The sequence below is a fragment of the Arenimonas caeni genome, assembly GCF_003024235.1.
Classification (GTDB): Bacteria; Pseudomonadota; Gammaproteobacteria; order Xanthomonadales; family Xanthomonadaceae; genus Arenimonas; species Arenimonas caeni.
Genome location: NZ_KZ679090.1, coordinates 82549 through 104724 on the forward strand (window position 1 = coordinate 82549; position 22176 = coordinate 104724).

Genomic DNA, 22176 nt, shown 5'->3' on the forward strand with positions numbered 1-22176 from the left:
TCGCGGACCCCAGGCCAGGAGATGCGGGCCTTCGTTCTCCCTGGGTTCAAAGAATCCAATCCGGGCGCAACAGCAGTATCAGCGATAGCGCCAACATCACCAGGCCACTGATCATCTTCAGAGCGCGTCCGCTGAGTTCCCCCATCTTTCCGCTCGACAATGCCACGACCGCAATGCCGACCATAAGCGCATCATCGATCACGTACGCGGCAATGTAGAGCCCGATATACCCGTAGTGCGCGGCAGGGCTGACCGCCTGCTCGGACAGGACAGCCGTATAGATAGCGGGCAGGCCGGCGGTACACAGCAATTCAACGAAATTCACCAAAACCGCAAGCACCGCGACCGCGATCATCGACATCGCCAGCGAAGGGGCCTGGATGACACGCCGGGCCCGCGCATAGATGCCCGGCTTCGCTGCTGCAGGAATAGAGAGCGAAAGACCTCGACCGAAAGCCACGAAGTCCTTCAGGTTGATTACGGCGATGACCAATGCAACCGCGGCCAGAAGGAGGCGAACGGATTCACTGAAGCCGACCGCAAGGAATATGTTCAACCACGCGGCCATGAAGGCGTAGTAGACCGCGCCGCTGACGATGACGAAGGTGCCAGCGATCAGCGCCATGCGCCTGCGGTTGCGCAGCCGCACGAGCAGGGACAGCAGGAACAGTAAGACCCACATCGCACAAGGGTTGAAGCCGTCTACCAGCCCCAGGCCGATCGTGAAAAGCGGCAAGCCGATATTCTCGATGTTCAGCGTCCCGAGCCAGCCAGCGTCCACTTCGTTGTCGCGATTGGCTGCGCCGTCCAGCAGCGTGCGCAGCCTCTGGCCGGTATGCGCAGCGTCGTCGAAACCAACGACCACTTCGTCGCCGATGACGAAGGTGGGGACGCCCGGGGGCCACACGCCCGCGCGATCGGACAAGGCAAGCAGACGCTCGGATGCCTCGGCATCACGATCGACTTGATGCCGGCGGACAACCAGTTCGGGGCGCTCCCTTTGAAGTTCCGCGAGAAACTGCTTTGCATTGGCGCAGTGCGGACAACCTTCGCGAACGTAGACCTCGATATCCGGCGCGCGCTGCGCGGAGTCCGGGGCATTGTCCTGCGCGTGCAAGGACGCCGAAAGCGCCGCAAGAAGAAAAATCAAAAGCAGGGTGGCGGTGCGCACGGCCAGGGCGCTGCGCATCGGCGGCAAGATCAGTGCTCGAGCATGCTGCGCAGCATCCAGGCTGTCTTCTCGTGAACGGCTAGGCGCTGGGTGGCGATGTCGGCGGTCGGCTGGTCGTCGGCCTTGTCGGCCAGCGGCAGCAGCGCCCGCGCGGTGCGCGCCGTGGCTTCCTGCGCGCGCACCAGGTGGCGCAGCATGTCGTCGGCCGAAGGCACGCCCTCCACTTCGCTGAAGGTCGCCAGGCCCGCGAACTGCCGGTAGGTGCCCGGCGCCGGGAAGCCCAGCGCGCGGATGCGCTCGGCGATGTCGTCGAGCGCGTTCCACTGCTCGGTGTACTGGCCCATGAACATCATGTGCAGGCCGTTGAACTGCGGGCCGGTGACGTTCCAGTGGAAGTTGTGCGTCATCAGGTAGAGCGTGTAGCTGTCGGCGAGCAGCACCGACAGGCCCTGCGCCAGCGCCTTGCGGTCCTTCTCGCCGATGCCGATGTCGATCGCCGGGCCCTTGGCCTTCTTCGCGGGTTTGTCCTGCTTTGCCATGTCGGTTCTCCTTGGTGGCGGGCTGCGCTCAGCCCAGGCTGGTGTCGAGGAACATCATCAGTGCGAATCCGGCCATCAGCCCGAGCGTGGCGGGCGTCTGGTGGCCGTTGCGGTGCGTTTCGGGAATGACTTCGTGGGAAACGACGAAGACCATCGCCCCCGCGGCGAGCGCCAGCCCGATCGGATACGCCAGCGCGAAACCGCTGGAGAGGCCCACGCCGAGCAACGCGCCCACCGGTTCCATCAGGCCGCTCGCCACCGCCACGGCCACCGAGCGCCCAGCCGGAAAACCCGCGGCACGCATGGCCAAAGCCACGGCCAGCCCTTCCGGGATGTCCTGCAGGGAAATCGCCGCGGCCACCGGCAGGCCCACCGACAGGTCGCCCTGCGAGAAAGCAACGCCGATGGCCATGCCCTCGGGCAGGTTGTGCAGCGCGATCGCGAACACGAACAGCCAGATCCGGCCGCAATAGGCGTGGCCGGGACCGCAGGGGCCGGTCTTGTCGTGCTCGTGCGGGGTGAAGGCGTCCAGGCCCAGCATCAGCATCACGCCCAGCGCGATGCCCAGCACCACCACCAGCCCGGCGCCCGGGCCCTCGCCGAGCAAAGCCGAGGCGGATTCCAGGCTGGGCAAGAGAAGGGAAAAGGCCGAGGCGGCGAGCATCATGCCGGCCGCGAAACCCAGCAGGCTGTCTTCGATGGCCTGCGGCAGGCCACGCATCGCCAAGGCCGGCAAGGCGCCGATGGCCGTGGCGGCGAACCCCGCGGTGCCACCCCACAGCGCCATCGACACGCCGGCGCCGCCGCCCGTCTCCAGCAGGTTGGCCAGGCTCTGCAGCAGCAGCCACAGCGACACCGTCGCCGCGACCAGCAGGCCGGCCGCGGCCCAGGCGTGTTCGCGCGCGTGCCGGAGAACGATCGTCTTCCACGCGATGCCGGGCACATGCACCTGCAAGCGGAACCTCCTTGGGGCGGCCGTGGCTGGGATCATACCCAGCCCCGTATGCGTCGCACTATCGCAGCGGGCCCGCGGCAGGGTTCGCCTGTCCGCGGGCCCGGGCTTGCTCCTGGATCAGCCGAGCGACTTCATCGAGAAGTACCAGTCGGTCGTCTCCAGGCCTTCCTTCAGGCGCGCGTCGACTTCCTTGACGGTCTTGGGCGCACCGGCCAGCACCTTGTCACCCGGCTGCCAGCCTTCCGGCGTGGCGACGCCGTTGGCGAGGCTGGTCTGCAGGCCGCGCACCAGGCGCAGGATCTCGGCCACGGAACGGCCGTTGGTCATCGGGTAGTACACCATCGCGCGCAGGATGCCCTGCGGGTCGACGATGAAGGTGGCGCGCACCGCCGACGTGTCGGACGCACCCGGGTGGATCATGCCGTAGGCGCGGGCCACGTTCATCGACAGGTCCTCGATGATCGGGAACGGGATCTCGACTCCGAACTTCTCCTTGATGTTGCCCACCCAGGCCAGGTGCGAGTAGATCGAGTCGATCGACAGGCCCAGCAGCTCGCAGTTGGCGTCGGCGAAATCACCCGCGGCCCTGGCGAAGGCGGTGAACTCGGTGGTGCAGACCGGGGTGAAGTCGGCCGGGTGCGAGAACAGCACCAGCCACTTGCCGCGGTAGTCCTCGAGCGAACGGTCGCCGTGGGTGGTCTTGGCCTTGAAGGCGGGCGCCGGCTCGTTGATGCGCGGCAGGCCATAGGCCGGCTGCGGCGCGGCGAACACGGCTTCGACGGTGGCGGCGGGGGCGGCGGCCTTGTCGGCGACCGGAAGGACGTTGGAATCGGTGCAGCTCATGGTGTTTCTCCTTTGGGGGTGCGTGGGTTCAGAGCGAATCGAGCGGAACCTTCAGGTAACGGGTGCCGTTGTCCTCGGGTTCCGGGAGGGTGCCGGCTTTCATGTTCACTTGCAGGGACGGGATGATCAGGCGGGGCATGGCCAGGGTGGCGTCGCGGGCCTGGCGCAGCGCCACGAAGCTGTCCTCGTCCATGCCGTCGCGGACGTGGATGTTGCGGGCGCGCTGTTCGGCCACCGTGCTTTCCCAGCGGATCTCGCGACCGCCGGTGCCGTAGTCGTGGCACATGAACAGGCGGGTGGCCGCGGGCAGCGCCAGCACGCGTCGCATCGAGCGGTACAGCACGCGGGCGTCCCCGCCGGGGAAATCGGCGCGGGCCGAGCCGGAGTCGGGCATGAACAGGGTGTCGCCGACGAAGGCCGCGTCGCCGATGACGTGGGTCATGCAGGCCGGCGTGTGGCCCGGCGTATGCAGCGCCACCGCCTGCAAGCGGCCGATGGCGTAGGTGTCGCCGTCGTCGAACAGCCGGTCGAACTGGCTGCCGTCGCGGCGGAAGCGGGTGCCTTCGTTGAATACCTTGCCGAAGGTTTCCTGCACCACGGTGATGTTCTCGCCGATGCCGATGCGGCCGCCGAGCTCCTCCTTCAGGTACGGCGCGGCCGAGAGGTGGTCGGCGTGCACGTGCGTTTCCACCAGCCACTCGACTCGCAGGCCGCGCTCGCGCACGTGGCGGATGATGGCGTCGGCCGACGCGTAGTCGATGTGGCCGGAGGCGTAATCGAAGTCCAGCACCGGGTCGATGATGGCGCAGGCGTCGCTGTCCGGGTCCCTCACCACGTAGCTGATGGTGTTGGTGGCCGGGTCGAAGAAGGGGGTCACGTCCGGCGCCGGGCCGGCGGGCAGGCCCTTGGGCAGGGGCGGGTGGTTCCTGGTCGTTTCCATCGGGCTGCTCCTTGGGTAGAGCGTTTCGTTGGAGGCCAATCTAGGCGCTTGATCTATTCAATGGAAATGAATAGTTTTGAATCCTGTATTCGGAAAAAGCGAACACATGAAACCCCTGCCCAGCCTCCGCCACCTTGAGTACCTGGCCGCGCTGGACGAGCACGGCCACTTCGGGCGGGCGGCGGCGGCCTGCGGCGCGTCCCAGTCGGCATTCAGTGCCGGGATCGCGGAACTTGAGCAGCAACTGGGGGTGCGGATCGCCGAGCGCGATCGCCGCCACGTGCTGGTCACCGCGGCAGGCAGGCGGTTGGCCGCAAGGGGGCGCGCCCTGCTGGCCGATGCGCGCGCACTGGTGGAAATGGCCGGCGCGGAGGCGCGACCGATGTCAGGGGAGGTCGGGCTGGGCAGCATCCCCACCATCGCGCCCTTCGTCATGCCCCGGCTGATGCCTGCGCTCCGCAAACGCTTCCCGGAGCTGGACCTGATGCTGCGCGAGGACAAGACGCCCGCACTGCTCGAGCAACTGGCCCAGGGTCGCCTGGACTTGCTGCTGATCGCGTTCCCCTACGAAACCCCCGGCTGCGAGACGATGATGCTCTTTCGCGACGCCTACCTTTTCGCCTGCGATCGCGCCAGCCCGATGGCGGCCGTCGAGGCGGTCAGGTCGCGCGACATCCGCTCGCAATCACTGATGCTTCTCGAGCCAGGCCATTGCCTGCACAGCCACGCCCTGCCCGTCGTGGAAGCGGCGGCCAGTGCGCCGGAGGCGACCTTCTCGGCCACCAGCCTCCAGACGCTGGTGGCGATGGTGGCCGTCGGGATGGGCACCACGCTGCTGCCACAGCTGGCGGTGGACGCCGGCCTGCTCGAGGGCAGTCAGGTCGTCACCCGGCCCCTGGGCTACGAGGGCGGCAAGCGCACCATCGGCCTGGCCTGGCGCCGCAACAGCGCCCGCGCCGCCGAGTTCCGCAAGCTCGGGGAAGCCATTCAGTCCTGGGCAAACTCGAGTGGCGTGGGGGAGCCGCTGGCCGGGCTTGCGCAAAGTATTCGTAAAGGCTAAATTAGATATATCTAATCCATAGCCTGCCCGGAGTCCCAATGCAGCTGGCCCGCGCCACCCATCGGAGCCGCCCATGATCTGGCTCGCCCTCCTGGGCGCGGTCGCCATTGGTTTGTCGCTGGGCCTTTTGGGCTCCGGCGGCTCCATCCTCACCGTGCCGGTGCTGGTCTACCTGGTGGGCCAGCCCGAGAAGATTGCCATCGCCGGATCCCTGGCAATCGTCGGTGGCGTGGCCCTGGCCGGCGCCATCCCCTGGACGCTCAAGCGCGAGGTGGATTGGCGCAGCGTGGTCTGGTTCGGCATTCCCGGCATGGCCGGCACCTGGCTGGGCGCGGCGGTTTCGCCCTGGATCCCCGGGCCGGTGCAGCTGTTCCTGTTCGCGCTGGTGATGCTGATGGCGGCCTGGATGATGTTCCGGCCGGCGAAGGTGCGCCCCGAGGGCTACGTCCACGTGCCGCGCTCGCGCACCCTGATCATCCTCGACGGCCTGGGTGTGGGCGTGCTCACCGGCCTGGTCGGCGTGGGCGGTGGCTTCCTCATCCTGCCGGCGCTGGTGCTGCTGGGTGGCCTGGCGATGCACCGCGCCATCGGCACCAGCCTGTGGATCATCGCGCTCAAGTCCTTCAGCGGCTTCGCCAAGTACGTCAGCGTGCTCGGCGCCGCCGGCATGGTGCTCGATTGGCGCCTGATCGGCATTTTCACCGCGGTCGGCGCCGGCGGCAGCCTGGTCGGCCAGCAGCTCGCCGGCCGACTTCCGCAGCAGCAGCTCAAGAAGGTCTTCTCGGTGTTCCTGGTGCTGATGGGCGTCTTCATCATCATCCGCACCGCCCCCGGGATGCTGGCGGGCTGATCCGGTCGTTTCCTTTCGCACGGAGCTGGCATGGCCAATCAAGACTTCTGGGAATCACGCTACGCAGAGCCCGGCTTCGCTTACGGGGCCGAACCCAATCAATGGGTCGTTGCCTGCGAGCCGCGCCTCCCGCAGGCGGCGCGGGTCCTGTTGCCCGGCGACGGCGAGGGTCGCAACAGCGTCTACCTGGCGAAACAAGGCCATCGGGTGACATCGCTCGACATGGCGGCTGCCGGCTTGCACAAGGCGGCCGTGCTTGCACACGATGCCGGAGTAAACCTCGATCTGGTGCAGGCGGACCTGGCCAACTGGCGTCCGGAGCCAGCCGTGTATGACGCGGTGGTTCTGGTTTTCCTGCACCTGCCGCCGGCGATCAGGCAGCGCGTGCATTCGGCGATGGTCGATGCCCTCAGGCCCGGTGGCTGCCTGGTGCTCGAGGGCTTCGACCGGGCGCAACTCGGCTTGCCGAGCGGCGGCCCGCGCGATCCGGACTGGTTGTTCGACCCCGAGATGCTTCGGCTCGACTTCCGGGGGCTCGAGGCCGAGGTGCTTGGGCAGGCGGCGGTGGAGCTGGACGAAGGGCCGTTCCATCAAGGGATTGCGCGCGTAGTGCGGGGGTTCTGGCGCAAACCCATCGGGGCCGGAGGCTGACGGCGGCGGGTCGTCCCCCGCCAGTCGGGCATACTTGGCAGGTACTGGAATTCCCTCCCGGAGTGTCCTTTGCCGTCACTGATAAGCAAGCTCGCCACCACCCTCGGCCTGCCGCGCTCGAAGCGCCTGTTCGACGGCGACGATGCGATGTTCAAGCGCACCGTCCGCAAGGACCTGGTGTATGCCGAGTACGGCTGCGGCGCTTCCACCATCTGGGTGGCGCGCCATGTGGGCTGCCGCATCCTCAGCGTCGACACCGCCAAGCCCTGGGTCGAGATCGTCAGGAAGGAATGCACCGGCGTCGATGGCCTGTCCATCCACCACTGCGACCTCGGGCCCGTGGGAAAGTGGGGCCGACCAGTCAGTTACGAAAAGGCCTCAGCCTTTCCCGAGTACACCGACTGGATCTGGAACCAGGACGTGCAGCCCGACGTGGTGCTGGTGGACGGGCGTTTCCGCGTCTGCTGCTTCCTCACCAGCCTGCTGCGGGCGCGCGAGGGCACCCGCATCCTGTTCGACGACTACACCGACCGCCCGCACTACCAGGTGGTCGAGCAGTACCTGCCGCGCAGCGAAACCGATGGCCGCCAGGCCCTGTTCGTGGTGCCGGCGCGCGAAACGCTCGACCTCGACGGCATCCGCCAGGCCATCGAGCGCTTCCGCTACGTGATGGACTAGCAGCCCGCCGCGGGCCGACCCGGCACCGACGCATTCCCGTCATGCACGGGCCCTAGCCTTGCCGGTCTGCTTCCACGGAGATCGGACATGCGGCATCGGGGATGGATCGCGCTGGGCGCGTTGGTGATGGTATTGGCGGCTTGCGGCGAGGCGCCGCCGGAGCAAGCCGCCGCTGCCCCCGCGTCCGCGGCGCCAGCCGCCGCAGCGCCGTCCCTGCCCGCCGCCACCGACGAGGCGGGCCTGCGCGCCGCCGCCTCGCGCGCGCTGGCCGAGCAGCGCCTCTACGCCCCAGCCGGCGACAACGCCATCGAGCTCTACCTGGCCGTGCGCGCGCTGGCGCCGGCCGACGCCGATGTCGAGACCGCGCTGCTCGAACTGCTGCCGTACGCGGTGATCGGCAGCGAACAGGCCATCGCCCGCGGCAATTTCGACGAAGCCCGCCGCCTGCTGGACCTGGCGCAGCGCACCGACGAGGCGCTGCCCGCCCTGGCGCGCCTGCGCGAACAGCTGGTGGCCGCGCAGCAGGAAGCCGCCCAGGCCGCGGAGCGTGCGGCACGCGAGCAGGAGGAGGCTGCGCGTCGCGAGGAAGCCCAGCGCCTGGCCGCGGCGGCCACCGAAACCGCGGCGCCACCTGCGGCGGCCCCGGCCGTGCCCGCCGCTACCCAGGCCGCCGCCGCCCCAGCCACGCCTTCCGTGCCGACGGCGGCCGTGCCGGTGCCCTCACCGGCCAACGCGGCGCCTGCGGTGGCCGCCAACCCGCCACCTGCCGCCCCGCGCCCGGCCGCCACGCCACTGCCTCAGCTACTCAGCGCCCCGCAGCCGCGCTACCCGCCGCTGGCCCTGCGCCGCAGGATCGAGGGTGAGGTGGTGCTGGAACTGCGCATCGAGGCCGACGGCCGGGTCAGCGCCACCCGCGTGCTGTCGGCCAACCCGCCGGGTCTGTTCGACGAGGCCGCACAGGCCGCCGCCAGCCGCTACCGATTCGAGGCCGGGCAGGCCGCGATCACCACCCGCCAGGTCGTGCGCTTCCGTCTGCCGAAGGCCGGCTGACACCGGTGGTTGACACGCAAATGCGAATCATTATCATCAAAGCCGAGCCCCCACCCAGGACCCGGCCATGCACGACGCACGCCTCCAACCCGCCCCGACCCCGGCGCGCCCGGCGCCCGCCACCGACTTCGACAGCCGCGAGCTGATGCGCGGCACCCGCGAAGTGCTGATCCGCCACGGCGACCAGGTCTATCGCCTGCGCCACACGCGCAACGACAAGCTCATCCTGGTCAAGTGAGCGCCCACGCCGCGCAAGCTGGCTAGAATGCCGGCTGGACCAGCGGCAGGGGCGCACGTGATCCACATCGAGGGTTTGTCTTTCGGCTACCGCAAGACGCGGCTTTACGACGGCTTCCAGCTGCGGCTCGACCAGCCCGGCGTCTACGGCCTGTTCGGACGCAACGGCAGCGGCAAGTCGACCCTGCTCAAGCTGCTGGCGGGCCTGCTGTTCCCGCAGGCCGGCCGGGTGAGCGTGCAGGGCCACGAACCCCGCCATCGCGACCCGCGCCTGCTGGCGCAAGTGATGCTGGTGCCCGAGGAGTTCCATCTCCCCGACCTCAGCCCCGAGGCGCTGCGCCGCACCCATGCGGCCTTTTATCCGCGCTTTTCGCGCGAGGCCTTCGGCGAATACCTCGACGTGTTCGAACTCGAGCGCGACCGCCGCTTCGGCGAAATGAGCCTCGGCCAGAAGAAGAAAGCCGTGATGGCCTTCGCCCTGGCCAGCTTCACCCCGGTGCTGCTGCTCGACGAGCCCACCAACGGGCTCGACATCGTCGGCCGCGACCAGTTCAAGGCCATCATCGCCCGCCCCGAACACCGCGAGCGCATCGTCGTCATCAGCACCCACCAGGCGCACGACCTCGAGCGCATCCTCGGCCATGTGCTGTTCGTCGATGCCGCGAAGCTGGCGCTGTCGGCGCCGATGCCGGCGCTGGCGCGCGCGCTGAGCATGGGCGTCGCCGACGACGACGCGGCCCTGGCCGGGGTCGAGGGCCTGATCTACCACGAGCAGATGGGCACGCAGCGCCCCTACGTGGCGCGCAACCGCGGCGACGCGCCGGGCAGCGTGCATCTGGAGCTGCTTTACAAGGCGCTGAGCCTGAACAAGGCCGGCGTGCTCGACGCCATGCGCCAGGCGGAGGTGGCCCATGTTTGAGCCGGCGCGTTTCCTCCGCCTCGCGCGCGCCCAGTGGGCCGAGCAGTGGCGCAGCTGGGGTTGGTTCCTGGGCATCGGCATCATCGTGCACTTCGTGGTGCTGCTGCTCCTGCTTTTCAGCGGCGACAAGGGCTATCGCAGCTTCCACGCCGCCGCGCAGATCGGCATCTTCTACGCCGGGCTGTTCATCACCGGAACGATCTTCGCGGGGCGCTACTTCAGTGGCATGGCGCGGCGCGAATCGGCCGGCTTGCTGCTGATGCGGCCGGCGTCAGCCTTCGAGAAGTGGCTGCTGGCCCTGCTGGTGGTTGCGGTGGCGTACCCGCTGGCCTACGCCCTGGCCTTCCAGATCTGCAACCTGCCGGCCGCGCTCTACGCGGGGGCCAAGGTGGCTGCCGACATTGCCGCCGGCGCCGAGGACACCCGTCCCTACATGGCCGACTGGGGGCGCTACGAACCGGTGTTTCCCTGGCAGGTGTTCGAAAGCCGCGGGGCCTTCCTGAACGCGGTGCTGTGGCTGGGCACCCTCCAGGGCTTCGCCCTGCTGGGCAGCGTGTACTTCCGCACGATGCCCTTCCTCAAGACGATCGTCGCGGGCTTCGTGCTGATGCTCCTGCTCATTTTCGTCACGGCCATGGGCGGAGACGGTGACGTGTTCCTGTCGTGGTGGACACCCGGCATGCGCGAGAGGGCGACCGAAGGCCTGGTCCCGATACTGATCCCGCTGGCCTGGTTCGCGGTGCCCGCGCTGACCTGGCTCGCCTCGCTGTTCGCCTTGCGCGAGAGGCAGGTCGCATGATGCCGCGCACCCTGGTTTGTTTCGGCCTGGCCCTGGTCGTGCTGGTGGCGGCCCTGGTGCTGCCCGATCCGCCGCCTGCCGCGCCCGTAACGCGCGGAGTGCTCGACCTCGAAGGCATTCGCGAGGTCGAGATCCAGGCGCCCGGCGGGGTGGGCGTCGTGCTGCGCAACGACGCCACGCCCGGCTTCGAGCTGTTCGATCCTGACCAGGCAGTGACGCAGCGAAGGGACGGTGACCGACTGGTGCTGGCCTCCCCGTCGTCGGGCCAATTCGACTTGCAGGTACGGCTGCCCACGAGCGTCCGGACGCTGATCGTTCCCGGCGCGCGCATCACCTCCGCCGCAAAGACGGAAAGCCTGCAGGTGCAGACGACCGGTGCCATCTTCTGGGGCGGTGATGCGGCCGAGCTGCACATCCAGGACCTGCGCCCGGCCGTCGCCCCGGGCCAAGCCTCCGCCGAACAACCCGAATCGGTCAGCCTCGCGGCTGCGGTGGCAACCAACGAGGATTGCCTGGGTGAGTGCGGCAAGGTGGTGGCCATCGAGTCAGGCCACATCGGCAGGCTCGAAGTGGACCTGCGCCGCGGCGGGCTGGGTATCAACCTCCCCAGCCAGGTCGGCGAAGCACGCCTGCGGCTGGGCCCGAAGGCCTGGTTCACGCTCGGTCCCTCGCGCAGCCTGGACCATATCCACATCCAGCAAGATGGCACGGCGGAGCCGGACGCCGCCGCCGGGGAAAGCACCGAATGAGCCTGCTCGACTGCGTTGAAAAAACCACCGGCCCCGCACCGGCCTGGTCCATCCTCTGGCTGCATGGCCTGGGCGCCGACGGCCACGATTTCGAGCCGATCGTGCCCGAGCTGCTGCGGCCGGGCTGGCCGGCGCTGCGCTTCGTGTTCCCGCACGCGCCGGTGCGGCCGGTGACGCTCAACAACGGCCTGCCGATGCGGGCCTGGTACGACCTCAAGAACCTCGACCTCGACCAGCGCGCCGACGAAACCGGCGTGCGCCAGTCCATCGCCCAGGTCGAGGCCCTGATCGCCCGCGAGAACGAACGCGGCGTGCCCAGCGAGCGCATCGTGCTGGCCGGCTTCTCCCAGGGCGGCGCCATCGCCCTGGCCGCGGGCGTGCGCCGCGAGGCCCCGCTGGCGGCCCTGGTTGGCCTGTCCACCTACCTGCCGATGGGCTCGACCACGGCGGCCGAAGCCACGCCGCAGGGCCTGCGCACGCCGGTGTTCATGGCCCACGGCAGCCACGACCCGGTGGTGCCGGAGGGTTTCGGCGCCCGCAGCCGCGACCAGCTGCGGTCGCTGGGCGTGGCCGTGGACTGGCACACCTACCCGATGCCGCACAGCGTCTGCGCCGAGGAAGTGCGCGACCTGGCCGGCTGGCTGGGCCAGCGCTTCCAGGCCGGCTGAGCCGGCCGCCCCGGCTGGGGCATACTTCGCCCATGAAGCTCCTGATCGTCGACGACGAACCGCTGGCCAGGCAGCGCCTGGCCGCGCTGGTGTCGGAGCTCGGCGGCCACGTGGTGGCCGGCGAGGCCGGCAACGGCCGCGAGGCGGTGGAGCAGGCCGAGGCCCTGGGCGTCGACGGCGTGCTGCTGGACATCTCGATGCCGGTGATGGACGGGCTCGAGGCCGCGCACCACCTGGCCGCGCTGCGGCCGCCGCCGGCGGTCATCTTCTGCACCGCCTACGACCAGCACGCGCTGGCCGCCTTCGAAGCCGCGGCCGTCGACTACCTGGTCAAGCCCGTGCGCAAGGAGCGCCTGGCCGAGGCGCTGGAGCGCGCGCGCCGGCATCGCAGCGCACAGCAGCTGCCGGCCCTGCCCGGCGCGGCGGAGCGCCGCCGCAGCCACCTCAGCGCGCGCCTGCGCGGCAGCCTGCGGCTGATCCCGGTCGAGGACATCCGCTACCTGCAGGCCGAGGAAAAATACGTGGTCGTGCACCACGCCCGCGGCGAAGACCTGATCGAGGAGTCGCTCAAGTCGCTCGAGCTCGAATTCGCCGACCGCTTCATCCGCATCCACCGCAACTGCCTGGTCGCCGCCGACGAGTTCGCCGAGCTGCGCCGCGGCACCGACGGCCAGGTGCGGGCCATACTTCGCAACTCCGACGCCGCGCTCGAGGTCAGCCGCCGCAGCCTGCCCGCGCTTCGCGAACGACTGAAACACCTCTAGGGGGAAACATGGAACACATCCGGCTGGCCACGCGCGAGAGCGCACTCGCGCTCTGGCAGACCGAACACGTGGCCGCGCGCCTGCGCGAAGCCCACCCGGGCCTCGAGGTCGAACTGGTGCCCATGACCACGCGCGGCGACCAGGTGCTGGACCAGCCGCTGGCCGAGATCGGCGGCAAGGGCCTGTTCCTGAAGGAACTCGAGGTGGCGATGCTCGAGGGCCGCGCCGACGCCGCCGTGCACTCGCTCAAGGATGTGCCGATGGAGCTCGAGGGCCCGTTCGAGCTGGCCGCGGTGCTCGAGCGCGCCGACCCCTTCGATGCCTTCGTCTCGAACCGCTTCGCGGCGCTCGAGGAACTGCCTTTCGGCGCCCGCGTCGGTACGTCTTCGCTGCGCCGGCAGGCCCTGCTGCGCGCGCACCGTCCCGACCTCGCGCTGCTCGACCTGCGCGGCAACGTCAACACCCGCCTGGCCAAGCTCGACGCCGGCGACTACGACGCCATCGTGCTGGCCTGCGCCGGTCTCGAACGCCTGGGCCTGGGCGCGCGCATCCGCGAGCGCCTGCAGGCGCCGCGTTTCATTCCGGCGGCCGCGCAGGGCGCGGTGGCGGTGGAGATCCGCGCCGGCGACGAGGCCACGCGCGCGCTGTTCGCGCCGCTCGACCACGAGGCCACGCGCCTGTGCACCCGCGCCGAGCGCGCCATGACGCGCCTGCTCGGCGGCAGCTGCCGGGTGCCGATCGCGGCCTACGCCACGATCAGCAAGGACCGGATCTCGCTCGAGGGATTGGTGGGCGACGCGAAGTCGGGGCAGACCGTGCGCGGCTACGCCAGCGGTCCGCTGTCGGAGCCGGAGAAGCTGGGCGAGCAGGTGGCCGACATGCTGGTCGCCCGCGGCGCCGACGCGCTGTTGCCCTGAGTCGCGTCGGCCCCGTCTCCTGTAGGAGCGCCTTCAGGGTGGCTCAGTAGTACGTCATGACCAGGTGCTTCGCCTCGGCGAAGAACAGCCACCGTTCCACCAGCGCCCCCAGCAGCGACGCCAGCACCGCCAGCGCCAGCACCGGCGTGGCCGCGTCCGGGAACACCCAGGCCAGCCAGCAGCAGGCCGCCGGCAGAACGCCGAACAGCAGCACCGCGATCGCCCGCAGCTTGCGCGCATGCTTGCGCGCCAGAACGAAGCCCATCTCGGTGGTCAGGTAATTGGCTTCCGTGTGCGGCCGTTCGAACACGCTCGCCTCGCGCCCGGCCGGCAGGCCCAGGGCCGAGGCGCGCGTCACCGGCGCGCGGCGCCGGTCGATCGACCACCAGTAGGCGAGCTTGAGCAGCGCCAGCCCGGCGGCCAGCACGGCCGCCACCGCCAGCAGCTGCGACACCGCCACGCCACCGGCCAGGCGCTGGCCCAGCAGCATCAGCAGCAGCCCGCACATCAGCGCGAAGCCCAGGTACACCGGCGGCACCAGCACGTGGCGCCAGGCCGGCACCGGCCTGAGCGAGGCATAGATCATCGCCGTCGAGAACACCGTGGCCAGGGCCAGCAGCGCCGCGGCGCGGATCGCCCAGCGGGCCTCGTCCGGCAGGCCCGCGCCCGTGGCCTCGCCGCGCAGCGGCGCCGACAGCCACCAGCACAGCAGCAGCACCGGCACGTACACCGCCACCGCCAGCACGCCCTCGCGCGAAAGCCAGGAGGTGCGCCACTGGCTGAATGCGCGCCAGGCGCGCTGCGGCTTGCCCAGGTGCCCCAGCGAACTGAGCAGGCCGGCAGTGAACAGGAACGTCGCCGCGCCGATCAGGCCCAGGAACATCAGCGGCGTGCTGCCCATGAGCGCGCCCGGGCGCTCGAAGGCCAGCAGCAGCATCGTCCAGGCGAGCAGGCCGTAGCCCGCGCCGGAAAGTGTGGTGAAGAGCAGGACGGAGAAGGCCGGATGCATGTCAGCGGCTCAGGGCGCGGTCGAGCCAGCGCAGCAGGGGGTTGAGTTGCGTGGTGTCGAGCCGCTCGGCGGCGGGCGCGTCGGCTTCGCCGGACGGCCCGGCGCGGCGCGGCCGCTGCGGCAGGTAGCGATTCACCGGCGCGTAGCCCAGCTCAGGCATCAGCGGAACGCCGCCGCGTTCGGCCACCAGCCGCGAGACGTCCGAGTCGGGGTCGCCGAGGTCGCCGAAGTGCCGGGCGCGCGTCGGGCAGGCCTGCACGCAGGCCGGCTGGCGCTGCGCCTCGGGGATGGACTCGTTGTAGATGCGGTCCACGCACAGCGTGCATTTCTTCATCACACCCTCGACCGCGCTGTACTCGCGCGCGCCGTAGGGGCAGGCCCAGCTGCACAGCTTGCAGCCGATGCACTTGTCCTCGTCCACCAGCACGATGCCGTCCTCGGCGCGCTTGAAGCTGGCGCCGGTCGGGCAGACCGTGACGCAGGCCGGCGTCTCGCAGTGCAGGCAGCTGCGCGGGAAGTGCAGGGTGGTGGCGGGCTGGTCGCCGGTGGCCGCGACCTCGTAGCTGTGCACGCGGTTGAACCACACGCCGCTCGGGTCCTTGCCGTAGGGCCGCTCGTCGGTGAGCGGGCCGGCGATGCCGCCGGCGTTCCACTCCTTGCAGCTCACCGCGCAGGCGTGGCAGCCGACGCAGGTGTCGAGGTCGATCACCAGGCCGAGCTTCTTCTTTCCGGGGGCGGGCAGGGCGGTCATGTCAGAAGGGGAAGAACTTCGGGATCAGGTACACGGCCAGGCCCCAGAACAGCAGGTTGAGCGGCATGCCGATCCTGATGAAGTCCATGAAGCGGTAGTTGCCGGCGTTGTACACCATTGTGTTGGTCTGGTAGCCCACGGGCGTGGCGAAGCTGGTGGAGGCGGCGAACAGCACCGCCACGAGGAAGGGTGTCGGGCTCACGCCCAGGCTAACCGCGGTGGAAAAGGCGATCGGCGTGATCAGCACGGCGGCGGCGTTGTTGCTCATCAGCTCGGTCAGCAGCGAGGTGATCAGGTACACCGCCGCCAGCACCGCCAGCGGGCCGAGGCCGCCGACCCAGTGCACCGAGAAGTCGGCGATGCCCTGGGCCAGCCCGGACTTCTGCATCGCGATGCCCAGCGGCAGCACGCCGGCCAGCAGCACGATCACGCGCCAGTCCACGGCCTGGTAGGCCTGGTCGTTGCCGATGCAGCGCGTGGCCACCAGGGCGATGCCGCCGAGGATGGACGAGGCCACGATCGGCAGCCAGCCCAGCGCCGCCACGCCGACCGCGGCAGCCATGATGCCCACCGCCAGCAGCGCCTTGCTGCGCGGCGGCTCGGCGTCGTCGCGCTCGTTGAGCACCACCAGGTTCTGGTTCGCGCGGAAGGCGTCGACCTCGGTGCGCGGGCACAGCAGAAGCATTACGTCGCCGACGTTGAGGCTGACGTCGCGGATCTGCTCGCGCAGCACTTCGCCGCGGCGGTGCAGGGCAAGCACGGTGGCGTTGTAGTTCCACTGGAAGTCCAGCTCGCGCAGGCTGCGCCCGGCCAGGCGCGCGCCGGGCGCGACCATCACCTCCAGCAGCACCTGGGCGGCGTCGCCGTCCTCGCCGGTGAACTGGCTGTCCTGCAGCTGGAACTCCGGCTCGAGCTCGAGCTTGGCCTCGTCCTTGAGCGCCTTGAGCTTGGTCCAGTCGCCGCGCACCAGCAGCACGTCGCCCTCGCGCAGCCTCTCCGCGCGCGGCGCCCAGTGCTTCTCGGTGCCGCGCAGCAGCTCGAGCACGTAGACCTTGTGGCGCTCGGCCAGCTGCGAGGCGGAGACGGAATGGCCGATCAGCGGCGAATCCGGCATCACCCGCAGCTCGGTGATGTACTTGCCCAGCTCGTAGGTCTCGGTCAGCGGCGTCGGCGGATGGTGCGGCAGCAGCCAGCGCCGGAACAGCATCAGGTAGACGAAGCCCACGGCCATCGTGACCAGGCCCAGCGGCGCGAAGTCGAACAGCCCGAAGCCCGGGTGGCCCAGGTCCTTGGCCATCGAGTTGACCAGCAGGTTGGTCGAGGTGCCGATCAGGGTGCAGACACCGCCCATCTGCGCCGCGTAGGACATCGGGATGAGCACCTGTGAAGGCGAGCTGCGGTTCGCGGCCGTGGCCGCCAGCACCATCGGCAGGAACACCGCCACCGCCGCCGTGTTGTTGACGAAGGCCGAGATCGGCCCGACCACGACCAGGATCAGCAGCAGGAACAGCCAGGGCCTGCGCACGCGCCCGAACAGCCGGCCGATGGAGAGCAGCGCGCCGGTATGCGCCAGGCCGGCGCTGAGCACGAACATCGCCGCCACCGTGATGGTGGCCTCGCTGGAGAAACCCGACAGCGCCTCGGCCGGGTTCACCAGGCCCAGCACCAGCAGGCTGGCCAGCACCAGCATGGCCACCACGTCCACCGGCAGCTTCTCGGTGACGAACAGCGCCACCGCACCCACCAGCACCAGCAGCGTCAGGATGGCATCCATTTCCATCGTCAGCGTTTCCTGAATCCGGCGCCGTAGCGCAGCGGGGCATTGTCCGGGTTGTCGCCCAGGGGCGCGAACCGGGGCGCGACCTCGTCCACGCCCGTGGCCTTGTGGATGGCCACGCGCAGGTCGAACCAGGCGGCCTGGCCGGTCACCGGGTCGGCGTTGGCGTAGCCGCCGTCGGGCAGCTGGTCGGAGATCAGGTGGTTGAGCAGGAAGCCCTTGCTGGCTTCGGGCGCGTCCGCCGACAGCCGCCAGGCGCCGCGGCGCTTGCCGATCGCGTTCCAGGTCCAGACGGTGTCGGGCTGCACATTGCCGGCGAGCTTGCACTGCACGGTGATGCGGCCGTTGTGCGAGTCCACGTGCACCCAGTCCTCGTCGGCCAGGCCGTGCCGGGCCGCGGTGTCGGGGTGCAGGTAGAGGTAGTTGCGCGCGGTGATCTGGCGCAGCCAGGCGTTCTGCGAACCCCAGGCGTGGTACATGAAGGGCGGGCGCTGGGTGACGGCGCTGAGCGGGTACTGCTTCAGATCGAGCTGGCTGCCCTCGAAGGGCTCGTACCACAGCGGCAGCGGGTCGAAGTAGGTGGCCACGCGTTCGCGCTCGGCCTCGGGCGGCTGCACCGGGCCGTGGCCGCGGGCCGCGAGGCGGAATTTCTGCAGCGTTTCCGAATACAGCTGCAGCACCACCGGCTCGGCCCTGGCGATGAAACCCATCGAATGCGACCACTGCAGGTAGTCGCGGTTGGCCATCTTGAAGTAGCGGCCGGCGGCGGGCACCTCGGCGCTCCAGAAGCCGCCGTTGGCGCGGTAGTGCCCGAGCTGGTCCGGATTGGGCGCGCCCTTGCCGTGCTGGCTGCCGCCGCCGCGCCAGCCGGCCAGCAGGCCGACGCCGGGCGCGCGTTCGTGGTTGACGATGTAGTCGGCGTAATCGCGGTAGCGCGGCGTGCCGTCGTCCTTGAGCAGGGCCGGCAGGCCGATGCGCGCACCGAGCTCGAGCAGCACGTCCTGGAAGCCGCGCACGTCGCGGCCCTCGCGCTGCGTGGCCGCGTCGAGCACCGGGTGGCGCATGGCGTCGGCGGCGCGGTCGGCGTCGGAAATCGGCCGGTCGAGCAGCGAGATCGCGTCGAAGCGCTCGAGGTAGGTGGTGTCGGGCAGCACCAGGTCGGCGTAGGCCACCATCTCGCTGGCGTAGGCGTCCGAGTAGATGATCCTCGGGATCCGGTACTGGCCCGAGGCATCCTTGTCGGTGAGCCAGCGCATGGTCTCGGCGGTGTTCATGGCCGAGTTCCAGCTCATGTTGGCCATGAACATCAGCAGCACGTCCACCGGCTTGGGGTCGGCCGCCCAGGCGTTGCGGATGACCGTGTGCATCATGCCGTGCACGGCCAGCGGGTAGCGCCAGGAATAGGCGTGGTCGAGGCGCCGTGGCTGGCCGTCGGCGTCCACCAGCAGGTCCTCGGGGCCGTGGATGAAGCCCAGCGGCGCGGCGTCGAGCGCGCCGTTGGCCTGGCGCGCCTTGCCGGGCCGGTTCGCCGGCGGCACCGGCCGCGGGAAAGGCGGCTGGTAGCGGAAGCTGCCCGGCGTGTCGACCGCGCCCAGCAGCAGCTGCAGCAGGTGCAGCGCGCGACAGGTGTGGAAGCCGTTGGAGTGCGCGCTGATGCCGCGCATGGCGTGGAAGGCCACGCCGCGGCCGACCATGCGCTCGTGGCGTACGCCGTGCGCGTCGGTCCAGGGCTGCTCGATGACCACCGGCTCGTCGAAGGCCGCCGCGGCGATCTCCTGCGCCAGCCGGCGGATGGTGGCGGCGGGCACGCCGCAGCGTTCGGCCACGGCCTCCGGCGCGTACTTCGGGTCGAGGTAGCGCTCCGCGACGAGGTGGAACACCGGGCGCGCGCGGCGGCCGTCGGGCAGGGTGACTCCGCCGACGATGGCGGGGCGGATGCCCGTCGCATCCGCTGGCGCCGGACCCCCTGAAGGCGCTCCTGCAAGATCTCGGTTCCAGCACAGCGCGCGCCCTTCGGCGTCGCGCGCGAACAAGCCGTCGTCGGCGCCGCCCGGGTTGTCGACCACCAGCCAGTGCGCGTTGGTGTAGCGCACCAGGTAGTCGAGGTCGACGCGGTCGGCCCGGAGCAGTTCGTGGATGAGCGAGAACACCAGCAGGCCGTCGGTGCCCGGCCGGATGCCGATCCACTCGTCGGCGATCGCGCCGTAGCCGCTGCGCACCGGGTTCACCGCCACCACTTTGGCGCCGCGCTGCTTGAGGTGGCCCAGGCCCAGCTTGATCGGGTTCGAGTCGTGGTCTTCGGCCACGCCCCAGAGCACCAGGTACTTCGTGTGCTCCCAATCGGGCTCGCCGAACTCCCAGAAACTGCCGCCCAGGGTGTACAGGCCGCCGGCGGCCATGTTCACCGAGCAAAAGCCGCCGTGCGCGGCGTAGTTGATGGTGCCGTACTGCTGCGCCCACCAGCCGGTGAGAGCCTGGCTCTGGTCGCGGCCGGTGAAGAAGGCCAGGCGGTCGGGGTCGCGTTCGCGGGCCTCGCGCAGCCAGCCGGCCGCGAGTTCCAGCGCCTCGTCCCAGGAAATCTCCTCGAAACGGTTCTCGCCGCGCTCGCCGACGCGCTTCATGGGCTTGTCCAGCCGCGCCGGCGAATAGTGCTGCATGATGCCGGCCGAACCCTTGGCGCAGAGCACGCCGCGGTTGACCGGGTGGGCCGGGTTGCCCTCGATGTAGCGCACCTTGCCTTCGCGCAGGTGCACGTTGATGCCGCAGCGGCAGGCGCACATGTAACAGGTCGTCTGCCGGACCTGGTCGCCCACGGGCTGCTGCAGATTCAGGTCTGGCTCGCGCATGGCGGGCATTGTGCCAGTGGCGGGCCGGGGGCAGGAACTGCCATCCTAGGTGCCTGCCCGCGTCACCCGGAATTCCCATGGACCGCTACGAGCGCATCCTCGCCCTGCACCGCAGCCTCAAGACCGCCCGCTACCCGGTGCCGATCCGCAGCCTGATGGAGGAACTGGGCTGCTCGCGCGCCACCCTTTACCGCGACATCGCCTTCCTGCGCGATGCGCTGGGCGCGCCGGTCGAGAGCGAGGGCGAGGGCAGCATCCGCTACGAAACCAAGGAAGCCGAGCGCTTCGAGCTGCCCGGCCTGTGGCTCAACTCCGACGAGCTGCACGCGCTGCTGGCCGCCCACCAGCTGCTCGACCGCACCGGCCAGGGCGTGCTGTCGAGCGCGCTGGCGCCGCTCAAGGGCCGCATCGAATCGCTGCTGGCCCAGCAGGCCGGCGGCAAGCGCTGGCCGGTGGAGCGCGTGCGCGTGATCGCCTCCGGCGTGCGCCGGCGCGACGAGCTGGCCTTCCGGCTGGTGGCCAGCGCCGTGCTCGAGCGCCGGCAGCTGGAGTTCGACTACCTGGCGCGTTCGACCAACGAGCGCACCCACCGCAAGGTCTCGCCGCAGCGGCTCACCCATTACAAGGACAACTGGTACCTCGACGCCTTCGACCACGAGCGCGAGGCGCTGCGCAGTTTTTCGGTCGACCGCATCCAGCATGCCCGCCTGCTCGAGGCCGCCGCCCGCGACCTGCCCGACGAGGAGCTCAACCAGCACCTGGCCTCGAGCTACGGCATTTTCTCGGGCACGCCCAAGGGCACGGCCGTGATCGTGTTCTCGGCCAAGGCCGCGCGCTGGGTTTCCGACGAGCACTGGCACAGCAAGCAGGAGGGCCGCTTCCTGCCCGATGGCCGCTACGAGCTGCGCCTGCCCTACAGCAATGCCAAGGAGCTGCTGATGGACGTGCTGCGCTATGGCGCCGACGCCGAGGTGATGGAGCCGCAGGCGCTGCGCGCCCAGGCGCGCACGATGCTGCAGCTGGCGCTGTCGGCCTATGAACGCTGAATCGCCGCGCCAGGAGGTGGCGCCGGGCAAGCGCGTGGCGCTGGTGCTGGGCGCCGGCGGCGCCCGCGGCATCGCCCACGTCGGCGTCATCCAGGCCCTGGAGGCGCGCGGCTACCAGGTCGCCGGCATCGCCGGCGCCTCGATGGGTGCGCTGGTGGGCGGCATCTACGCCGCCGGCCGGCTGAAGGAGTACACCGACTGGGCCTGCGCGCTCGAGCGCACCGACGTGCTGCGCCTGCTCGACTTCGTCTATGGCTACCCGGGCCTGATCCGCGGCGAACGCGTGATCGCCGCGCTGCGCGAGCTGGTGGGCGACCACCTGATCGAGGACCTGCCGATCCCCTACACCGCGGTGGCCACCGACCTGGCCAGCCAGCGCGAGGTGTGGCTGACGCGCGGCAAGCTGTTCGACGCCATCCGCGCCTCTATCGCCATCCCGATGGTCTTCACCCCGGCGCAGTTCGAGGGCCGCGAGCTGGTGGACGGCGGCCTGCTGGCCCCAGTGCCGATCGCCGCGACGCGGCAGATGCGCGTGGACCGCGTGATCGCCGTGGACGTCAACGGCCCGGCACCCTGGGCCAACCCGGCCCTGGCGCCGCGTGCCGAAGAGGCCGAGGCCGGGCACGGCGAGGAAGAGGAGGCGCCCGAGCCGGGCGGCGATGCGCCCGATGGCCTGCGCGAACGCATGGCTTCGATCTGGGACTCGATCACTGCCTCGGTGACGCCGGCGCGTACCGGCAAGCACAAGAGCCGCGGCGTGATGGACCTGATGTCGCGCTCGCTCGACACCATGCAGGCGCACATGTCCCGCGTGCAGCTGGCCCAGGACCCGCCCGACCTGCTGATCCAGCTCTCGCGCGAATCGGCCACCTTCTACGAGTTCTGGCGCGCCCGCGAGCTGGTCGAGCGCGGCCGCGCCGCCGCCGAGAAGGCGCTCGACGCCGCCGGGCTCTGAGC

General features: G+C 70.1%; 23 protein-coding genes. 14 read left to right on the top strand and 9 right to left on the bottom strand.

Translation table 11 applies throughout. The annotated features are described in order from the left end of the window. Positions 1-46 precede the first annotated feature (46 nt). From C6N40_RS08395 to C6N40_RS08415, 5 genes are all read right to left on the bottom strand, one after another. On the bottom strand, positions 47-1189 hold the full coding sequence (locus C6N40_RS08395; protein ID WP_106990567.1) for a glutaredoxin family protein: 1143 nt from the start codon (positions 1187-1189) through the stop codon (positions 47-49). Between the two features lie 11 nt (positions 1190-1200). Continuing rightward, the gene (locus C6N40_RS08400) at positions 1201-1710 is read right to left on the bottom strand and encodes a Dps family protein (protein WP_106990568.1); all 510 of its coding nucleotides are present in this window, start codon (positions 1708-1710) and stop codon (positions 1201-1203) included. Between the two features lie 28 nt (positions 1711-1738). Continuing rightward, a complete protein-coding gene (locus C6N40_RS08405; protein WP_240183485.1) occupies positions 1739-2659 on the bottom strand; it encodes a ZIP family metal transporter in 921 nt (306 codons plus the stop codon). 123 nt (positions 2660-2782) lie between these two features. Further along, positions 2783-3508: a peroxiredoxin gene (locus C6N40_RS08410; protein WP_106990570.1), complete on the bottom strand. Its 726-nt coding sequence runs from the start codon at positions 3506-3508 to the stop codon at positions 2783-2785. A 28-nt stretch (positions 3509-3536) separates the two neighbouring features. Then, positions 3537-4448: an MBL fold metallo-hydrolase gene (locus C6N40_RS08415; protein WP_106990571.1), complete on the bottom strand. Its 912-nt coding sequence runs from the start codon at positions 4446-4448 to the stop codon at positions 3537-3539. Between the two features lie 106 nt (positions 4449-4554). On the opposite strand from C6N40_RS08415, the gene C6N40_RS08420 reads away from it, so the two are divergent. The 12 genes from C6N40_RS08420 (at position 4555) to hemC (ending at position 13790) form a co-directional block, all read left to right on the top strand. After that, a complete protein-coding gene (locus tag C6N40_RS08420) occupies positions 4555-5508 on the top strand; it encodes a hydrogen peroxide-inducible genes activator (protein WP_106990572.1) in 954 nt (317 codons plus the stop codon). A gap of 73 nt (positions 5509-5581) precedes the next feature. Further along, complete coding sequence (locus C6N40_RS08425) at positions 5582-6358, top strand: sulfite exporter TauE/SafE family protein (protein WP_205208579.1); 777 nt, start codon at positions 5582-5584, stop codon at positions 6356-6358. A 30-nt stretch (positions 6359-6388) separates the two neighbouring features. Then, positions 6389-7009: a class I SAM-dependent methyltransferase gene (locus C6N40_RS08430; protein ID WP_106990573.1), complete on the top strand. Its 621-nt coding sequence runs from the start codon at positions 6389-6391 to the stop codon at positions 7007-7009. 69 nt (positions 7010-7078) lie between these two features. Further along, positions 7079-7687: a hypothetical protein gene (locus C6N40_RS08435; protein WP_205208580.1), complete on the top strand. Its 609-nt coding sequence runs from the start codon at positions 7079-7081 to the stop codon at positions 7685-7687. Between the two features lie 87 nt (positions 7688-7774). Beyond that, on the top strand, positions 7775-8737 hold the full coding sequence (locus C6N40_RS08440; protein ID WP_106990574.1) for an energy transducer TonB: 963 nt from the start codon (positions 7775-7777) through the stop codon (positions 8735-8737). A 67-nt stretch (positions 8738-8804) separates the two neighbouring features. After that, positions 8805-8975, top strand: coding sequence for a hemin uptake protein HemP (hemP, locus tag C6N40_RS08445; protein WP_106990575.1), 171 nt, complete (start codon positions 8805-8807; stop codon positions 8973-8975). A gap of 57 nt (positions 8976-9032) precedes the next feature. Then, a complete protein-coding gene (locus tag C6N40_RS08450; RefSeq protein ID WP_106990576.1) occupies positions 9033-9893 on the top strand; it encodes an ATP-binding cassette domain-containing protein in 861 nt (286 codons plus the stop codon). Continuing rightward, the gene (locus C6N40_RS08455) at positions 9886-10692 is read left to right on the top strand and encodes a hypothetical protein (protein ID WP_106990577.1); all 807 of its coding nucleotides are present in this window, start codon (positions 9886-9888) and stop codon (positions 10690-10692) included. Before C6N40_RS08450 ends, C6N40_RS08455 begins: the two co-directional genes overlap by 8 nt. Then, complete coding sequence (locus tag C6N40_RS08460) at positions 10689-11441, top strand: hypothetical protein (RefSeq protein ID WP_106990578.1); 753 nt, start codon at positions 10689-10691, stop codon at positions 11439-11441. Before C6N40_RS08455 ends, C6N40_RS08460 begins: the two co-directional genes overlap by 4 nt. Further along, positions 11438-12109 (top strand): alpha/beta hydrolase, encoded by a 672-nt coding sequence (locus C6N40_RS08465; RefSeq protein ID WP_106990579.1) that lies wholly within the window; start codon positions 11438-11440, stop codon positions 12107-12109. Before C6N40_RS08460 ends, C6N40_RS08465 begins: the two co-directional genes overlap by 4 nt. A 32-nt stretch (positions 12110-12141) precedes the next feature. Beyond that, positions 12142-12873, top strand: a complete 732-nt coding sequence (locus C6N40_RS08470) for a LytR/AlgR family response regulator transcription factor (RefSeq protein ID WP_106990580.1) — start codon at positions 12142-12144, stop codon at positions 12871-12873. 8 nt (positions 12874-12881) lie between these two features. After that, a complete protein-coding gene (hemC, locus tag C6N40_RS08475; RefSeq protein ID WP_106990581.1) occupies positions 12882-13790 on the top strand; it encodes a hydroxymethylbilane synthase in 909 nt (302 codons plus the stop codon). 43 nt (positions 13791-13833) lie between these two features. Here the strand turns inward: hemC and C6N40_RS08480 are convergent, their stop codons facing one another. From C6N40_RS08480 to C6N40_RS08495, 4 genes are read right to left on the bottom strand one after another with little or no spacing between them, the layout of a single operon-like run. Next, positions 13834-14799 (bottom strand): dimethyl sulfoxide reductase anchor subunit family protein, encoded by a 966-nt coding sequence (locus C6N40_RS08480; protein WP_106990582.1) that lies wholly within the window; start codon positions 14797-14799, stop codon positions 13834-13836. Between the two features lies 1 nt (position 14800). Then, positions 14801-15550 carry a 4Fe-4S dicluster domain-containing protein gene (locus C6N40_RS08485; protein ID WP_106990583.1) on the bottom strand — a complete coding sequence of 250 codons (750 nt, stop codon included), beginning with the start codon at positions 15548-15550 and terminating at the stop codon, positions 14801-14803. Position 15551: 1 nt separating this feature from the next. Continuing rightward, positions 15552-17330, bottom strand: a complete 1779-nt coding sequence (locus tag C6N40_RS08490) for an SLC13 family permease (protein ID WP_106990584.1) — start codon at positions 17328-17330, stop codon at positions 15552-15554. A 2-nt stretch (positions 17331-17332) separates the two neighbouring features. After that, on the bottom strand, positions 17333-20173 hold the full coding sequence (locus C6N40_RS08495; RefSeq protein ID WP_205208581.1) for a molybdopterin oxidoreductase family protein: 2841 nt from the start codon (positions 20171-20173) through the stop codon (positions 17333-17335). Between the two features lie 77 nt (positions 20174-20250). Between C6N40_RS08495 and C6N40_RS08500 the strand changes: the two genes are divergently transcribed. After that, positions 20251-21219, top strand: coding sequence for a helix-turn-helix transcriptional regulator (locus tag C6N40_RS08500; RefSeq protein WP_106990586.1), 969 nt, complete (start codon positions 20251-20253; stop codon positions 21217-21219). Next, positions 21209-22174: a patatin-like phospholipase family protein gene (locus C6N40_RS08505; protein WP_240183481.1), complete on the top strand. Its 966-nt coding sequence runs from the start codon at positions 21209-21211 to the stop codon at positions 22172-22174. Before C6N40_RS08500 ends, C6N40_RS08505 begins: the two co-directional genes overlap by 11 nt. The last annotated feature ends 2 nt before the right edge of the window (positions 22175-22176 follow it).

Excerpts from the sequence above, each read along its gene's own strand:
- hemC (WP_106990581.1), top strand. The coding sequence starts at position 12,882 with ATGGAACACATCCGGCTGGCCACGCGCGAGAGCGCACTCGCGCTCTGG.
- C6N40_RS08460 (WP_106990578.1), top strand. The coding sequence starts at position 10,689 with ATGATGCCGCGCACCCTGGTTTGTTTCGGCCTGGCCCTGGTCGTGCTG.
- C6N40_RS08395 (WP_106990567.1), bottom strand. The coding sequence starts at position 1,189 with ATGCGCAGCGCCCTGGCCGTGCGCACCGCCACCCTGCTTTTGATTTTT.
- C6N40_RS08480 (WP_106990582.1), bottom strand. The coding sequence starts at position 14,799 with ATGCATCCGGCCTTCTCCGTCCTGCTCTTCACCACACTTTCCGGCGCG.
- C6N40_RS08490 (WP_106990584.1), bottom strand. The coding sequence starts at position 17,330 with ATGGAAATGGATGCCATCCTGACGCTGCTGGTGCTGGTGGGTGCGGTG.
- C6N40_RS08430 (WP_106990573.1), top strand. The coding sequence starts at position 6,389 with ATGGCCAATCAAGACTTCTGGGAATCACGCTACGCAGAGCCCGGCTTC.
- C6N40_RS08470 (WP_106990580.1), top strand. The coding sequence starts at position 12,142 with ATGAAGCTCCTGATCGTCGACGACGAACCGCTGGCCAGGCAGCGCCTG.
- C6N40_RS08420 (WP_106990572.1), top strand. The coding sequence starts at position 4,555 with ATGAAACCCCTGCCCAGCCTCCGCCACCTTGAGTACCTGGCCGCGCTG.
- C6N40_RS08455 (WP_106990577.1), top strand. The coding sequence starts at position 9,886 with ATGTTTGAGCCGGCGCGTTTCCTCCGCCTCGCGCGCGCCCAGTGGGCC.
- C6N40_RS08505 (WP_240183481.1), top strand. The coding sequence starts at position 21,209 with ATGAACGCTGAATCGCCGCGCCAGGAGGTGGCGCCGGGCAAGCGCGTG.
- C6N40_RS08500 (WP_106990586.1), top strand. The coding sequence starts at position 20,251 with ATGGACCGCTACGAGCGCATCCTCGCCCTGCACCGCAGCCTCAAGACC.
- C6N40_RS08440 (WP_106990574.1), top strand. The coding sequence starts at position 7,775 with ATGCGGCATCGGGGATGGATCGCGCTGGGCGCGTTGGTGATGGTATTG.
- C6N40_RS08410 (WP_106990570.1), bottom strand. The coding sequence starts at position 3,508 with ATGAGCTGCACCGATTCCAACGTCCTTCCGGTCGCCGACAAGGCCGCC.
- C6N40_RS08400 (WP_106990568.1), bottom strand. The coding sequence starts at position 1,710 with ATGGCAAAGCAGGACAAACCCGCGAAGAAGGCCAAGGGCCCGGCGATC.
- C6N40_RS08415 (WP_106990571.1), bottom strand. The coding sequence starts at position 4,448 with ATGGAAACGACCAGGAACCACCCGCCCCTGCCCAAGGGCCTGCCCGCC.
- hemP (WP_106990575.1), top strand. The coding sequence starts at position 8,805 with ATGCACGACGCACGCCTCCAACCCGCCCCGACCCCGGCGCGCCCGGCG.
- C6N40_RS08485 (WP_106990583.1), bottom strand. The coding sequence starts at position 15,550 with ATGACCGCCCTGCCCGCCCCCGGAAAGAAGAAGCTCGGCCTGGTGATC.
- C6N40_RS08425 (WP_205208579.1), top strand. The coding sequence starts at position 5,582 with ATGATCTGGCTCGCCCTCCTGGGCGCGGTCGCCATTGGTTTGTCGCTG.
- C6N40_RS08495 (WP_205208581.1), bottom strand. The coding sequence starts at position 20,173 with ATGCGCGAGCCAGACCTGAATCTGCAGCAGCCCGTGGGCGACCAGGTC.
- C6N40_RS08465 (WP_106990579.1), top strand. The coding sequence starts at position 11,438 with ATGAGCCTGCTCGACTGCGTTGAAAAAACCACCGGCCCCGCACCGGCC.